This is a genomic window from Enterococcus crotali, assembly GCF_000633635.1.
Lineage (GTDB): Bacteria > Bacillota > Bacilli > Lactobacillales > Enterococcaceae > Enterococcus_L > Enterococcus_L crotali.
The window spans coordinates 156,323-171,254 of sequence record NZ_AYPQ01000007.1 but is presented as its reverse complement, the minus strand read 5'-3'; the positions used below and the strand labels follow the sequence as shown (position 1 = coordinate 171,254).

14 protein-coding genes are annotated in these 14,932 nt (G+C 37.4%); all 14 read right to left on the bottom strand.

Annotated features, from left to right (window positions below; translation table 11 throughout):
* Nucleotides 1-2: 2 nt before the first annotated feature.
* Nucleotides 3-362 carry an HIT family protein gene (locus V192_RS0115715; protein ID WP_029948296.1) on the bottom strand — a complete coding sequence of 120 codons (360 nt, stop codon included), beginning with the start codon at nt 360-362 and terminating at the stop codon, nt 3-5.
* A 123-nt stretch (nt 363-485) separates the two neighbouring features.
* The gene (locus tag V192_RS0115710) at nt 486-1,712 is read right to left on the bottom strand and encodes a hypothetical protein (RefSeq protein ID WP_025873277.1); all 1,227 of its coding nucleotides are present in this window, start codon (nt 1,710-1,712) and stop codon (nt 486-488) included.
* 242 nt (nt 1,713-1,954) lie between these two features.
* Nucleotides 1,955-3,964, bottom strand: coding sequence for a methionine--tRNA ligase (metG, locus tag V192_RS0115705; RefSeq protein ID WP_025873276.1), 2,010 nt, complete (start codon nt 3,962-3,964; stop codon nt 1,955-1,957).
* Between the two features lie 260 nt (nt 3,965-4,224).
* Complete coding sequence (locus tag V192_RS0115700; RefSeq protein ID WP_025873275.1) at nt 4,225-5,403, bottom strand: NAD(P)-dependent malic enzyme; 1,179 nt, start codon at nt 5,401-5,403, stop codon at nt 4,225-4,227.
* 29 nt (nt 5,404-5,432) lie between these two features.
* Nucleotides 5,433-6,797 carry a class II fumarate hydratase gene (fumC, locus tag V192_RS0115695; RefSeq protein ID WP_025873274.1) on the bottom strand — a complete coding sequence of 455 codons (1,365 nt, stop codon included), beginning with the start codon at nt 6,795-6,797 and terminating at the stop codon, nt 5,433-5,435.
* Nucleotides 6,798-6,929: 132 nt separating this feature from the next.
* Complete coding sequence (locus tag V192_RS0115690) at nt 6,930-8,318, bottom strand: amino acid permease (protein WP_025873273.1); 1,389 nt, start codon at nt 8,316-8,318, stop codon at nt 6,930-6,932.
* A gap of 81 nt (nt 8,319-8,399) precedes the next feature.
* A complete protein-coding gene (locus V192_RS0115685; RefSeq protein WP_025873272.1) occupies nt 8,400-9,263 on the bottom strand; it encodes a GRP family sugar transporter in 864 nt (287 codons plus the stop codon).
* 158 nt (nt 9,264-9,421) lie between these two features.
* Entirely contained in the window at nt 9,422-10,447 is a 1,026-nt protein-coding gene (gene sapS / locus V192_RS0115680) for a two-component system sensor histidine kinase SapS (protein ID WP_025873271.1), read from the bottom strand.
* Nucleotides 10,448-10,461: 14 nt separating this feature from the next.
* The gene (sapR, locus tag V192_RS0115675) at nt 10,462-11,136 is read right to left on the bottom strand and encodes a two-component system response regulator SapR (protein ID WP_025873270.1); all 675 of its coding nucleotides are present in this window, start codon (nt 11,134-11,136) and stop codon (nt 10,462-10,464) included.
* Nucleotides 11,137-11,290: 154 nt separating this feature from the next.
* Complete coding sequence (gene tsaA / locus V192_RS0115670; RefSeq protein WP_025873269.1) at nt 11,291-11,770, bottom strand: tRNA (N6-threonylcarbamoyladenosine(37)-N6)-methyltransferase TrmO; 480 nt, start codon at nt 11,768-11,770, stop codon at nt 11,291-11,293.
* Between the two features lie 32 nt (nt 11,771-11,802).
* Nucleotides 11,803-12,648, bottom strand: a complete 846-nt coding sequence (locus V192_RS0115665; protein WP_025873268.1) for a MerR family transcriptional regulator — start codon at nt 12,646-12,648, stop codon at nt 11,803-11,805.
* A 39-nt stretch (nt 12,649-12,687) separates the two neighbouring features.
* Nucleotides 12,688-12,897, bottom strand: coding sequence for a hypothetical protein (locus tag V192_RS0115660; protein ID WP_025873267.1), 210 nt, complete (start codon nt 12,895-12,897; stop codon nt 12,688-12,690).
* An 882-nt stretch (nt 12,898-13,779) separates the two neighbouring features.
* Nucleotides 13,780-14,289, bottom strand: a complete 510-nt coding sequence (locus V192_RS0115655; protein ID WP_025873266.1) for a MepB family protein — start codon at nt 14,287-14,289, stop codon at nt 13,780-13,782.
* Between the two features lie 220 nt (nt 14,290-14,509).
* Entirely contained in the window at nt 14,510-14,929 is a 420-nt protein-coding gene (locus V192_RS0115650) for a PTS sugar transporter subunit IIA (RefSeq protein ID WP_025873265.1), read from the bottom strand.
* Between the last annotated feature and the right edge of the window lie 3 nt (nt 14,930-14,932).

The window sequence follows — 14,932 nt, the reverse complement described above, 5'->3', positions numbered from 1 at the left end:
CTTTAGTATTGTTGTTTGGAGGGAATCACGCCTCGTACTCCGCCTTTTGGATTTGTCATATCATCGATGTACCTAGGAATTAAATGTATATGACAGTGCATAATGCTTTGACCAGCATTTACGCCACAATTTGTTCCAATATTAAAGCCATCCGGTCGATATTTCTCTTCAAGCAGTTTTTCCCCCACCTGAAGTAATTCCTCAATCGCTTGTTTTTCTGCAGTGGATAAGTCAAAATAATCGGTTCTATGGCTTTTCGGTATGATCAATAGGTGCCCTGGGTTAACAGGAAATCTATCATAAAAAGCGCCAGCCAATTCATTTTCTACAACGAAGTCAGTTATTTTACAAAATACGCACATCGTAATCCTCCTTTACCATAAGAATTCTTATTAACAATTATAGCCTAATCTAGACTGTCAGAACATACGCAAAAAACAATGTTCTCTGCCTTAGTTACAGAAAACATTGTTTTTCATCATTTTTTAAACTGTACTAGCTTTCAACGCTTTATCCAAAGCATCGTTGAGCTTTTTCATTTGTTTGTCATTAAGATATTCTTTCGCCTCTTCACGAGCTTCTTTGGCTTTTTCTTCAGTTACAGCTTCTGGGTTTGCTTCAATTTGCTTGATCATCTCATCTAATTGAGCATCCATCAATTCTTGAATTTCTGGATCATCCTTTAAGTCACTATAGTCGATTGAATCATCATCTAAATCATAATCCTCTGTATCTGCTCCAGTGATATTTTCTAAAATATCCTCTAACTCATCTTGACTAATGATTTCTTTTTTACTTGGCATTTTAATGTTTCCATTATTTTTTTTCGGTGTTGTTGAAATTGTCATAACGATGTTCATTTTAGCATCATCTTCATCCGTTGCAGCTAATGCCATTTCCATATCAACAGCTTTCGTCTTTTCGTTGATGCTGACTTTCATATCCATCTTGTCTAAATCATTTTTTAACGACTTGATGGCATCTTTCATCTCTTTTTCATTATCTGACTTTTTGTACTCTTTGTCTTCTTTCGCCACTTCATCGATTTTTTCCATGATCTTGATAATTTCTTTTTTAGTAAACGTATGTGTTACAACATCTTTGTCTTTTGTAAATGATTTTTTGTCAAACCTTTCAATCAATTTTTTGACTTCTCTACCCATTTTAGAATTTTCAGCATTCGTAAACGTGTTTTTCTTCAAAGTATTTGCTTTCTTATCCAGCTCACCTGAAGTAAGTGTGTCGCCTGCTTGAGCTATATCGATATATTTACCCTTTAGTTCTTTCAAATCGCTTTTACTAAGTTCAAGTGGATAACCAAATGAATTGGCTAAATCCAATAACCCTGAGACAAAGCTAGTGGACATATAGTAGTTGTCTTTACTGCCGACAAACTGAAAGGGTAATTTTTCCCCAAATAGATTCGCAGTGATTTCCATTTCTATGGTATCTTCTTTATCATCAATCGCGTAATTTCCTTCAATGCTCATGTCTTTTAATTGACTGGCCATCATTTTTACATACGCGCCGCCTTCGTCACCATCATAAGATAAGTCTTTAATTTTCATCTCAAAGCTTGCCGCATTGTAGTCTTTACTTTTAGAGCTGAACAGCTCATTTGTAAACTCTTTTCTTGGATCTGCGCCACATGCTGCTAATAAAAAAATCGCAACTCCTGCAATGATCCCCATCATATACTTTTTCATTCTCATTTTACATTCTCCTTGTGTGTTACTCTATTTTTTTTATGTCTCTAAACAATAGTACAATAAAATCATCATTTTTGATATATTTGTTTATAATATTTCTCGAATTATTGGTTATTTCAACTTTTTTATACTAAAAAGGGTGTGAAGCTAAAGTGAATTTCACTTTAGCTTCACACCTTAAATCCGAATAAATAGTGAGATCGGACATACCTTCTTTTGAACGCTTGACGCTCACTAAGCTTATGCTAAGCAATAATTGCTCCATTTGGCATTTCTTTTGGTGCATCGATAATTTGTAGTTTGCCCTCTGGAGATTCAGCAGAAAGAATCATTCCTTGGCTGATTTGTCCACGCATTTTTCTTGGTTTCAAGTTTGCTACGATAACAACTTTTTTACCGATTAACGCACTTGGATCTGGATAATATTCTGCAACGCCTGAAAGAATTTGACGATCTTGCTCGTCTCCTGCATCTAAGCGGAATTGGAGTAATTTATCCGCCCCTTTGACCTTTTTACAATCAATAACTTCTGCTACTTTTAATTCTACTTTATCGAAATCTTCATACTTGATTTCTTTTTCTTTCGTCGAAACAAGGCCCGTTTCTTCTGGGTCCCATTTGATTTCCTCTGTTGTTGTTTGAGCATTTTGAGTCATTTTCTTTTGAATATAAAGTACTTCTGCCTCAATCTCTAAACGAGGGAAAATAGGCGTTCCTTTCGCAACGACTTTGACCTCTGTTGGAAACTCACCAAAGTGGATTTCTTCCATATTCATCGTCTCAGGATCCAACCCTAGTTGTTCAAAGATTTTGGTTGGTGTCTCAGTCATCACAGGTTGTAACAGAATCGCTACGATACGTAGACTTTCCGCTAAGTGGACCATTACACTATCTAACTCATTTTTCTTCTCTTCATCTTTGGCTAAAACCCAAGGTTGTGTTTCGTCAATATATTTATTCGCACGAGAAACCAAGGTCCAAACTTCGGCGATTGCCGTGTTGAATTCCATTTTCTCCATTGCTTCATGATATTTACCAATCACATTTGCAGCTGTTGTGGACAACTCGCTATCAAATGGTGTGACTTTTGAGGCATATGTTGGAACTTGTCCATCACAGTATTTATTGATCATCGCAATCGTACGATTTAATAAATTCCCTAAGTCATTCGCCAAATCATAATTTAAACGAGAAACGAAATCTTCTGGTGTGAAGACACCGTCACTACCAAATGGAATCGCCCGCAATAAGTAATAACGTAGCGCATCTAAGCCATAACGATCCACTAAAATTTCTGGGTAAACGACATTGCCTTTAGATTTAGACATTTTACCGTCTTTCATCAATAACCAGCCATGACCGAAAATTTTCTTCGGTAATGGTAAGTCTAAAGCCATCAGCATGATCGGCCAATAAATCGTATGGAAACGAACGATTTCTTTTCCAACCATATGAACATCTGCCGGCCAATACTTTTTAAATAAGCTATCATCATCTGAACCATAGCCTAAAGCGGTGATATAGTTTGATAAAGCGTCGATCCATACGTAAACCACATGTTTTGGATCATTCGACAATGGAATCCCCCATGAGAATGTTGTACGTGACACAGCCAAATCTTCTAAGCCTGGTTTGATGAAGTTATTGATCATTTCGTTTTTGCGTGATTCTGGTTGAATGAATTCTGGATGTTCATTGTAATAATCTAATAAACGATCCGCGTATTTACTCATACGGAAGAAATAAGATTCTTCTTTCACTAACTCCACTTCATGACCACTTGGTGCTTTCCCACCAATTACTTTGCCTTCGTCATCACGGTAGACTTCTGCTAATTGTGTTTCAGTAAAGTATTCTTCATCTGAAACAGAATACCAACCTTCATACTCACCTAAGTAGATATCCCCTTGTTCTAATAAACGATCAAAGATTTGCTGAACTGCTTTTTTATGGTAATCATCCGTTGTACGGATGAATTTATCGTAACTGATATCCAGCGTTTTCCATAATTTTTGAACATCTGCTGCCATTTTATCCACATATTCTTTTGGTGTAACGCCTAATTCTGACGCTTTATTTTCAATTTTTTGTCCGTGCTCATCCACACCTGTTAAGTAAAATACGTCAAAGCCCATCAAACGTTTGTAACGGGCCATCGCATCACAGGCAATCGTTGTATAAGAATTGCCGATATGTAGTTGTCCGCTTGGATAATAAATCGGGGTGGTAATATAAAATGTTTCTTTTTCTGACATGTAGAAACATCCTCCTTCTAGCATTCTCTTGAATTTACTCCTAAATAGTATACCACACTTGGCTTTATTGAACTAGAAATCCTGATATTTTCTCTAGATAAAAAAGAGGTTGTACCAAAGGTCGCTTAGGTTCGAGCAATTGGAGTAAAAAGATGATGGGACAGAAGGCATTGCTTCTGCTCCCATCATTTATTACGTTTTAGGGTGCGGAAAAAAACTGCTTTTTAGTTTTGTCTTGCACTCTTTTAGCTATTTTTAGATCACTCTCTAATAACGCCATCTTGAACAGCGGCTTCAGCAACTTCGCGTATGATGACATCCACCAATTCTTGATTAAAAGGAGAGGGAATAATATACTCACTCGTAAGCTCAGATTCTGGAATGATTTCTGCAATGGCTTTTGCAGCAGCTAATTTCATATTTTCAGTGATTTTCGTTGCACCTGCGACAAACGCGCCTTTAAACAACCCTGGAAACGCTAGGACATTATTGATTTGATTGGGGTGATCTGAACGACCCGTTCCAACAACCGCCGCACCTGCATCGATTGCCTCTTGATAATCGATCTCTGATTCTGGATTCGCCATTGGAAATACAATAGCTCCTGGATTCATTGAAGCGACCATTTCTTTTGAGACTAATTTAGACGCAGAGACACCGATAAAAACATCCGCTCCTACCATCGCTTCTCCTAAAGAGCCGCTAAAGTTTGCAGGATTCGTGATTTCAACAATTTCTTTTTCTAAAAAATTCAGCGGTCTATCCATCGTTCTAGATAATGCACCATCGATATTGAATGCAATGATCTTCTTCACGCCAAAATGATGCAACATCTTGATGATCGCACTGCCGGCTGCACCAGTTCCAGATACAACGACGTTGATGTCAGCAACTTTTTTATCGACAATTTTCAGCGCATTGATCAAGGCTGCAATGGTTACAATAGCTGTTCCATGCTGATCATCATGAAATACAGGAATATCTAGCTCTTCCATTAGTGTACGCTCGATTTCTACACAGCGCGGAGCAGAGATATCTTCTAAATTGATACCGCCAAATGTTGGAGCCATTGCCTTGATAATACGAATGATCTCTTTGGGATCTTTCGTATCTAAGCAAATCGGGATTGCGTCGATTCCAGCAAATTCTTTAAACAGCAATGCTTTTCCTTCCATAACTGGCAATGCTGCTTTCGGACCAATATCGCCTAAACCAAGAACGGCTGTGCCATCGGTTACGACTGCTACAGTATTGCCTTTCCATGTATAATCATAAACTTTATTTGGATTTTCATGGATTTTTCTACATGGTTCAGCGACACCTGGAGTGTAAGCTAATGATAAATCCTTTTTTGTTTTTACTGCTGCTTTTGAATGAATGTCGATTTTTCCACGCCATTGTTCGTGCGCTTTTAATGCTTCTTCATAAATATCTGTCATGTTTTTCTTTCCTTTCCAATACTGCTCTGTTATTTGCCTAACATTCGTTCTGGTTTGACCCAGCTTTCGTATTCTGCTTCTGTCACTAGACCTGAAGTCAACGCAGCTTCTTTAAGCGTTGTATTTTCTACAAAAGCTTTTTTAGCGATTTTGGCTCCGTTATCATAACCGATATGCGGATTTAAGGCTGTCACAAGCATCAATGATTGTTCTACATACTGATTCATTTTTTCCTGATCTGCCTTGATGCCAACTAAACAGTTTTGATCAAACGAGCGCAATCCATCAGCCAATAATTCAATACTCTGGATCAAATTAAACGCCATTACCGGCATGTAGACATTCAATTCAAAATTCCCTTGTGAAGCACCGATTCCGATCGTCGTGTCATTTCCCATGACCTGAATGGCAATCATGGTCAACGCTTCACATTGCGTTGGGTTGATTTTCCCAGGCATGATCGAACTGCCTGGCTCATTAGCTGGAATCGTGATCTCTCCCAATCCACTTCGAGGACCACTTGCCATCCAACGAATATCATTGGCCATCTTCATGACATTGCCAGCTAACGCTTTTAAGGCACCAGAAGTAAAAACAACAGCGTCTTTGCTAGCCAATCCATGAAATTTATTTGGATCTTCTAAAAATTGATTATTGGTCTCCTTATTTAAGCAGGTAAAAAAAGAGTCGATATATTCTTTAGACGCATTCAATCCAGTTCCGACAGCTGTACCGCCAAGCGCCAATTGTTTGAGCTCATTCAACGTCAGCTCTAGCATCTGATAATTGTGCTCAAGACCTGAGCGCCAGCCACTGATTTCTTGTGCAAAAGTCACTGGTGTTGCATCTTGCAAATGTGTCCGGCCGATTTTTATGATTTTTTCATTCTCAGCTTCAAGCTTTTTCAGCGTTTGGATCATTTGCTTCATCACAGGGAATAACTGCTGTTCGATCAATTGTACACCTGCTATATGGATCGCTGTTGGAAAAACGTCATTTGAACTTTGAGACATATTGACATGATCATTGGGATGAACCGTCACACCCATTTTAGCCGCTAAATGAGCGATGACTTCGTTAACGTTCATATTCGTTTGAGTCCCACTACCAGTCTGCCACAAAGATAACGGAAACTGGCCATCTACCTCGCCTTTAATAATCTTATCTGCCGCTTGTTGAATAGCTTGACTGATTGTAGTATCTAGCTTTCCAATTGTTTCATTGGCTCTAGCTGCATTCTTTTTTACCAATGCTAAAGCTTGGATAAGAGCTATCGGCATTTTTTCTATACCAATATTAAAATTTTGGCGACTACGCTCAGTTTGTGCTCCCCAAAGTGCCGTTTCAGGAACTTGAATTTCTCCCATAGAATCCCGTTCAATACGATAGGACATGCTTTTGATCCTCTCCTTTTTTCACCATTTACTATCACTATACTGTAAACGAATCACGATTTACAGTAAAATTCCTTTATTCAAGAAAAAGACAGAAAAAATCAGCAACCTTTCGATCACTGATTTCTACGTTTAGTTTTTCATTTTACCTTCATTACTATGTTTGTAGCCATAAGCAAAGTAAATAACAAAGCCTAAAACTAATGCTATTGCGAAAGCTTTCCAAGTTGCCGCTTGTAGTTGTAGCATCAAGCCAATACTAACGATCACTAATAAAATCGGGACAAACGGGACAAAAGGAATTTTAAATTCCCCCGGTTTAGGATCGCCCGCTACTTTTCTTAAACGAATAATCCCGATCGCCATAACGATCAAATACATCAACGTCACGATATTCGTCAACTCAGCTAACAGTTCCATTGGTACGAACCCTGCAAAAATCATGGTGCAAAGGCCTGCCACGTATGTCGCATTTTTCGGCGTGCGATTTTTTTCATCGATCTTGCTCATAAATTTAGGTAACAAACCATCTTTACTGATAGCATAAATGATTCTAGCCAGACTGTACATCATCGAAATCGTTACGGTCAAAAGCGTTAAAATCGCCCCAACAGAAATCACACCCGCCACACCATCACGCTGCACAAAACGCATCGCAAAGGCTACTGGATCTTTCACACCAAGTGCATCAAACGGTACGATTCCAGTTAAAATCAAAGTAACGATCACGTATAAAACAGTGGCAATAATGATCGAACCAATAATACCTTTTGGAATATCTTTTTGCGGATTTTTCACTTCTTCCGCTGTCATACTCACGGCGTCAAATCCCAAAAAGGCAAAGAAAACAACCGCAGCACCACTTACTACACCAGAAAAACCAAAAGGCATAAATGGCTGCCATTTATCTGGTTTCACATAAAAAATACCAACCACTAAAAAGAGTGCAATGATTCCAAATTTAACAAATACCATCACATTATTCAAGCGCAAAGCCGTTTTGGTCTCTAACGATACCCAAAAAGTAACTGCTAAAAGTACCAGCATTGCAATCAAATCAACATAGGTCCCATTTGCTGGATTATAAGCACCACTTAAGGCTTTAGGTAGATCCACACCAAGGCTATTTAAAAAACCATGAACATAACCTGACCAGCCTGACGCGACAGATGAAACTGCTAGAAAGAACTCACAAATCACTAACCAGCCCGTCATCCAGGCAACAAGTTCGCCAAACACAACATACATATAGGCGTACGGTCCACCAATCGCTGGAATTCTTGATGCAAATTCTGCATAACATAACCCAGCTAAAATAATCGCTCCGGCCGCAACTAAAAATGAAAGCGACAATGCAGGTCCTGCATATTGTTCAGCCGCAACGCCAGTCACGACAAAAATTCCTGTCCCAACAATTGCTCCGATCCCTAGCATGATCAAATCCATTGTTTTTAAATCCTTTTTCATAGAACTTGGCTCACTTGAGACCGCAGTCAGCTCTTTTTTCCGAAACATCGACATTACTTTTCCTCCAATAAATCCATCCATTTTCTAGTATAATAATTGCAAATAACCTCATAAAAATAAGCGTAAATATGACATTTACGCTTTCATATACCCTAAAAGAATACCACCTAAAATAACGAATAAGCAACCAATAATGACATATCTCATTTCTTTTTTAGACTTGTGCTCCCCAAGTAGATAGATTCCGCCTAAGGTTGAGATAATAATCCCCATTTGAGACAATGAAAAGCTGATTGCCAAACCAAGTTGACGCATCGTCAACAACATACAGATATTCCCTAAGCCCCATAAAAGACCACAACTCATATTCCGCCAAACATAGCGATCCAGCTTGACCTTTTTAAAGGCAAAGAAGCTGGCACCGATCAACATCCCCATACTTTGCGGTAAAATGATCCCCATCGGATCAAGTCCTGCCGCATTGATAATAATCGTATATGCACCATAACCGATCGTTGAAAAAATCAATGCCCGCAAGCCTTTATTAAAATCCAACATCGAATTCGTTGTTTTTACCCCACTATCATCATCTTGCCTAGCCGTTAAATAAGCACCTAATACCAATAAGCCCAGTGCAATAAAGCCTAAAAGAAAATCTCGACTACCCTTCCATTCATGAAAAAAGACCGCTCCGGCAATCGTATTGACGATCAACTGCATCCCAGTTGAAACAGGTAAACCAACCGATACACCCAAATACTTCATCCCGTGAAATTGCTGATTTTGTCCAACACTCCAGAATAGACCAGATAAAATACCGATCACAATCATTTGTACAGTGATCACCGGCTGAATAACGAAAAAGACAATCGTTGAAAAGAACAACGCACCAATCGTCATCCCAAGCGTCTGCTGATTGGCACTACCACCGATTTTACCGCTGACAAGACCAATACTGCCCCAAGCAAACATTGGGATCAACGCTACTAATATCTCCATAATATGCTCCTATCAAGTGTGATGTGTTAAGTCTAACAATAAAAACGTTTGCTATACAACTATAAGATAGAAAAAAGTTCAATAGAATTTCTCTCATTTTCCGGAAAAAGTAGCAAAAAGCCCTGAGAAATCAGCCACTACTTCTCAGAGCTTTTCTATTATCTTCTCTCATTAAAATAACTTAAAAACGGAAACAACAGCTTCATCGTTGTCCCTTCACCTTCAACAGATTCCATCATCAGTTGATGTCCTAGTTTATCAGCAAGACTTTTCGCTAAGTATAATCCCAAGCCTGTTGAATGCTGCTCACTCGTCCGGCCATTTTCGCCCGTAAATCCTTTGTCAAAAATACGATGCTGATCTTCTTTTGGGATACCAATGCCAGTATCTTTCAAAAATAACCAAGCACCTTCTTTCGTTCTTGAAAAAGTAACTGTGAGCTCACCGCCAGCAGGCGTATACTTGATTGCATTACTGACTAATTGCTTAAAAATAAACGCTACCCATTTAGCATCTGTTAAAACCATTTGATCATTTCCTTCAATCGAAAAATGCAGGTTCTTTTGAATAAAATAATTCCCCTGCGTTCGAATCACTGATTGAACGATCTCTTTCAATGAGTATTCCTGAATCAAATAATCTCTGGAAAAACTATCTAGTCTAGCATAATAAAGGACTTGCTCTACATACTCATCAATTTTGCTCAATTCATTTTCAACTAGATAATATTTCTTTTCAGGAATATCATCTTCAATCGATTGTAAGATCAAATTGACTGCCGCCAGCGGTACTTTGATTTCATGGACCCAAGAATCGATGTAATCTTTTTGATCCTGTTGATTGTTGATTGCCTGCTGCATGACTTGCTGGTGCTCCACTAACAAGCCATTAATATAGTCTTGAGCCAGTTTTTCTTCTGCTTTTGATGCTTCACCTAGATAGTGTTGTAAAGACGGCGGATGTTCTGAAATATCTAAAGAACGCCACCAGCTTTTTTTCAATGAATAATCGATGGTTAAAAATAAAAGTAAAAACAACCCTTGTAATAAGACCAAATACCCAATAATCGATGGATTCACTACCATATCTGGAGAAAGCCACAAAATAAAACAAGTCACTCCAATAAAAAATAACCAGCCGATCAATAACAACCAATGATCTTTTAAATACTTACCAATTGTCATTTTCTGCTCCTATTCTATGGCACGATATAGCCTTGTCCCACTTTGGTCTCAATATATCCTTCAAGACCGGCTTGTTCAATTTTTTTTCTTAAACGATTGATGTTGACGGTCAATGTATTGTCATCCACAAAGCGTTCATCTTCCCATAAAGCGCGCAACAATTTTTCTCGTGTTAAAATCTTGCCGTGTTTCTTGATCAAAATATAGAGCAGTCGATATTCATTTTTGCTTAAATCGATCACTTCACCATTGATTTCCATACTGCCATTATCCACATTTAGGGTAATACCATTATGGGACATGATCTCACTGCCAACTTCTGAGTAGTTATATGAACGACGTAAGAGTGCATTGATTTTTGCTATCAGTACATCGATTTGAAATGGTTTTGTGACAAAATCATCAGCCCCCATATTCATCGCCATGATCATATCCATATTTGTATTTCGACTGGAAATAAAAATAATCGGAATTTTAGAAATCTCACGGATTTTCTGACACCAATAATACCCGTCAAATACTGGAAGATTGATATCTAGCAATACCAATTGTGGATCTTCTCTTTGGAAATCTTCTAAAACATGATTGAAATCAGTTGTTCCAAATGTATCAAATTGCCATTTTTGCAGCTCTTCGCTGATTAGTTCACGAATTGTTGTCTCATCTTCTATGATCATGATTTTTGCCATTTTTTGACCTCCTGTTGTTTCCTTCTATTGTACCTTATCAGAAAATCTACGTCATTCATATAGGACTTTTAGCCGAAATCTTATAAAAAAAGAATGAAGCAAAACTAGAAATAGTTTCACCTCATTCTAAAATCTAATAGCTTTTCATTCATTTCTACTCGAAATTAAATACACTCGCCCAATCAAAATCACCTGAAGATTCAATATTTTTAGGCCATTTTTCACACCATACAGGAACTGTGGGTGCCTCCACTCGATCCATACTTGGTGTATAAGGTTTTAAATCCAAAATGGGACTGCCATCTTCTGCATCTAAATACCCCACTTGGATCAGTCCCTGTTCTTCATCGATCGCTAAAATTTCTACTACCGAAAAGGCGATTGGATTGGGGCGGATCGGTCCTCTGATTGCAAATGTTCCCATGGTTTTGGGTGATTCTTTATACGGTTGCTCTGTCTCTAATATTTCACGCATTTCAGGTGAATCAAGCTGATCAAACCAATAGAGCACATTTAGATGACTAAACCCTTGTAGGCCTTTCAGCCCCACTTTATACTCTGAGAATAATTGAACAAAAAATCCTTCCTCATTACTGATTGACTGACCGATTGCTTTTACACTGTATTTTTGCATATTTATCCCTCCTGTATACACAGAATAGACCCTCACATGGTGTGAGAGTCAAGGATAATTTTTTTTATAGGGATTTGTATTTCAGTTAGATAGTTTTCAGGATTTTCTTCTTCATATGGACCACGATGGGAAATTTGCTTTGTCGGCTCTAGCATCTCATATTCATCATGTTCATCCAACCACTTAGCAAAATAAGCATATGCTTCTTTTAGTTTCTGATAAGGTCCAGAGACAAATATTGATGCTACCAAAGGAATTGGCTCTGTTTGGTAGCAGTTCAATGGCTTAGAAACAGCAATTAATTGCTTTACTTTTAAACAAACTTCCAAATCCACATTTTCTTCTTGATATCCTTCATCATGAAAAATAGTGAAATTAGTCGGCGTGCTGCTCACCAATTCAAGTGCTAACGGCTTTAAGTATGCTCCTAACTCATGCCATAATGCTCCTTCTTGAAAATAATCAGGTATTATTTTACGCAAACTAATTACTTTCTCACTAGGCGTACTCGTAAAAGTAACTGGATAATAAACTGGCTGCGGATACTCTATTTGTTTGATCGTTTGCCGAATTTTTTCCAATCGCTTTTTTTCAGTTGCTATCTCAGATTCTATTTGCACGTATTTTTTATCCAAACATTCTCGAAAATACCCAGTGTCTTCATTTTCATGAACCAACTCTTTTATTTCCGCCAAAGAAAATTTAAGATCCCTTAATAAAACGATTTTCTGCAGAACAGACAGTTGTTTGACATGATACAATCGATAGCCCGTTTGCTGATCGACTTTTGCTGGTTTTAACAATCCTTGATCATCATAATAACGAAGCATCCGAATCGACACTTGTGATAATTTTGAAAACTCTCCAATTCTAAACATACTTCCCCCAAAAACAATTCATTTAAGCTTGCGATTTCACTATTCTAAAACTGCAACCCCACTATCGGCTATCGCTTTTCCAATAAACAAAAAAACACCGTCTAAAAGTAATATTGTCATATTTACACCAAAAAAAATCGATAATTTTTCGATTCCTTGGATTTTTTCTTTTGTTCTAAGAATCAAATATAAAATAAAATTACTGCCATAGGTAAAAACCGTCAGCACTATAATCAGTTCTATCAGCATTTTTTACTCCTCATTAATCCATTCATTTTTGTATCCACTTTCATTTTACGCCAATAAATGCTTTTTTTAAAGTAGGGATGATCAATCACTGATCAAAAAAGATTACTTTCACAAAATAAAGTGCAGCTTTACCCTATCGTCCCTTACTATTTTCCTGATGATTTCTATCGGATAATGTGAACGATTACTTTATTTCACTCTTTTAGGCAGATATGATTTTTGCGAATCTTCCTATTGATCGAATAAATAAAGTAAGTTTTTTCCAACACTTTATTGACCCTAAAAGGGTTTTCCTATAAAATGGAACATAGATAGAAACGAATAGGATAAAAAAAAGCACTTCACAATTTAGCTACCAACTAAATCATGAAGCCCTGAACAGTCAGTGAACACCTGACCAATCAAGTTGCTTAAGCCAATATTTATACATTGACATCTTCCATTTTACTCAATTTTGACGGAAATTTCTAGAGGTTTATACTAGTTTTTTCTGACTTGAAGATGTTTATGCTTATTTATTGAACTTACAATGGCGTTGGATGTGTGTCCAACGCCATTTTTTGTTTATTCGTTTCTATCTTAAGAGGTACATGCTTACATTTTTAAATCATAATATATAACTGTCAACCAACCATTGACTATATAAAACGCTGATCCCAACCAGCCTTTTACCCATTCTCCTGGATGATTTAATTTGTAAGCATGCCTTTTTCAAAATAATAGTCAAGTACTACTCCCAAGTATTCTTTAAGAAAACACAATGATTAAAAACAACATAACCTTTTTCGATACTTCCTTTTATACGAATTCATTGTTTGTATTTTCTTTATTGATGACTATTAGGACTGGAGATAAGCAATCAGGCTTATTTCCAGTCTATTTTTATTTAACCTCTTCATTTGCTTGATCAAAATACAGCTTTTTTAATTTCTCAACATCAGGTTTAGCCGTCAAATCAATAAAAAAAGGTGCTTGCCACCTTTGAGTAGCTGACGCTGTACGATTTAATTCGTCAAGCCAAGTAGGATAAACGCGCAAGGCCATCTTTCCGACTACTTTTTCATGACTTAAGATTCCTTTTTTTATTAGAAGTTCTTTAGGAAAGATAAATTGCCCTTTTTTTTCTTGATCGAACACAGTAATCACTAATTTGTCTGGTGCTGTTCGTCCATCATACGGCTGATTTTTATTTTGATCGTCTTTCTCCCAAAAAACAACAAAATACCCCGCTTTTTTCGGTGTTCGTTTTGCTTTTCTGCTTCTAAATGTTTGTTTCCCTATTGAAAACGTTACACCCTCATATTCTTTGTTTTGTTCCTCAATTTGCACCTTTTCCAATGGTGACTGACTGATTCCTGCAAGAACCTTTATCAAATAATTTAATGATTCCACTAGCATGTTCCTTTCAGTTCAACTCATTACGAACGACTAACAAATACTTTTAAGCAGCACTCGGTAGTCATTGGTCTGAGCTTTACTCCACTTATTCTACCCTTTTTTATGAAATTTTATTATATCATGGTCGTTCATGCTAAAAAAGCGTTCGGACATTTCTCAAACGCTTTTTATAACTATTCTTTTTACATGCTCTTGATTTAACTCCGCTTTATTTCTATTCTTCATACTCCTCTTCTTCATCAAATTCAGGAAGCTCAATTTTTTCTACAGCATTCTTACCTATCCCGCATAGATAATCTGCTAACGCATCGATTTCTTCTATTGGCGACACCGCAGCTTCGATTACCATAGCCAGGTTTAAACCAGATAACACGCGTAATTTCGGCCGTTCACTCATTTGCATCATGCCTACATTACAAGGTGTACCGCCTTTTAGATCCGCTAAGATCAACACTGGTACGTCTCCTAAAACATCAAGTATTTGTGTTAATTTTTCTACTGTACCAGACATACCGTCTGTATCCGTCATCGAAACAACTTGAGCTGATATCAAGTCTCCAACAATCATTTTGGCTGATCGTAGTGTTTCAGCCGCCATATTACCATGGCTCATCAAAATCAATTTAGGCTTCATTTT

Excerpts from the sequence above, each read along its gene's own strand:
- V192_RS0115715 (WP_029948296.1), bottom strand. The coding sequence starts at position 362 with ATGTGCGTATTTTGTAAAATAACTGACTTCGTTGTAGAAAATGAATTG.
- V192_RS0115710 (WP_025873277.1), bottom strand. The coding sequence starts at position 1,712 with ATGAGAATGAAAAAGTATATGATGGGGATCATTGCAGGAGTTGCGATT.
- metG (WP_025873276.1), bottom strand. The coding sequence starts at position 3,964 with ATGTCAGAAAAAGAAACATTTTATATTACCACCCCGATTTATTATCCA.
- V192_RS0115700 (WP_025873275.1), bottom strand. The coding sequence starts at position 5,403 with ATGACAGATATTTATGAAGAAGCATTAAAAGCGCACGAACAATGGCGT.
- fumC (WP_025873274.1), bottom strand. The coding sequence starts at position 6,797 with ATGTCCTATCGTATTGAACGGGATTCTATGGGAGAAATTCAAGTTCCT.
- V192_RS0115690 (WP_025873273.1), bottom strand. The coding sequence starts at position 8,318 with ATGTCGATGTTTCGGAAAAAAGAGCTGACTGCGGTCTCAAGTGAGCCA.
- V192_RS0115685 (WP_025873272.1), bottom strand. The coding sequence starts at position 9,263 with ATGGAGATATTAGTAGCGTTGATCCCAATGTTTGCTTGGGGCAGTATT.
- sapS (WP_025873271.1), bottom strand. The coding sequence starts at position 10,447 with ATGACAATTGGTAAGTATTTAAAAGATCATTGGTTGTTATTGATCGGC.
- sapR (WP_025873270.1), bottom strand. The coding sequence starts at position 11,136 with ATGGCAAAAATCATGATCATAGAAGATGAGACAACAATTCGTGAACTA.
- tsaA (WP_025873269.1), bottom strand. The coding sequence starts at position 11,770 with ATGCAAAAATACAGTGTAAAAGCAATCGGTCAGTCAATCAGTAATGAG.
- V192_RS0115665 (WP_025873268.1), bottom strand. The coding sequence starts at position 12,648 with ATGTTTAGAATTGGAGAGTTTTCAAAATTATCACAAGTGTCGATTCGG.
- V192_RS0115660 (WP_025873267.1), bottom strand. The coding sequence starts at position 12,897 with ATGCTGATAGAACTGATTATAGTGCTGACGGTTTTTACCTATGGCAGT.
- V192_RS0115650 (WP_025873265.1), bottom strand. The coding sequence starts at position 14,929 with ATGAAGCCTAAATTGATTTTGATGAGCCATGGTAATATGGCGGCTGAA.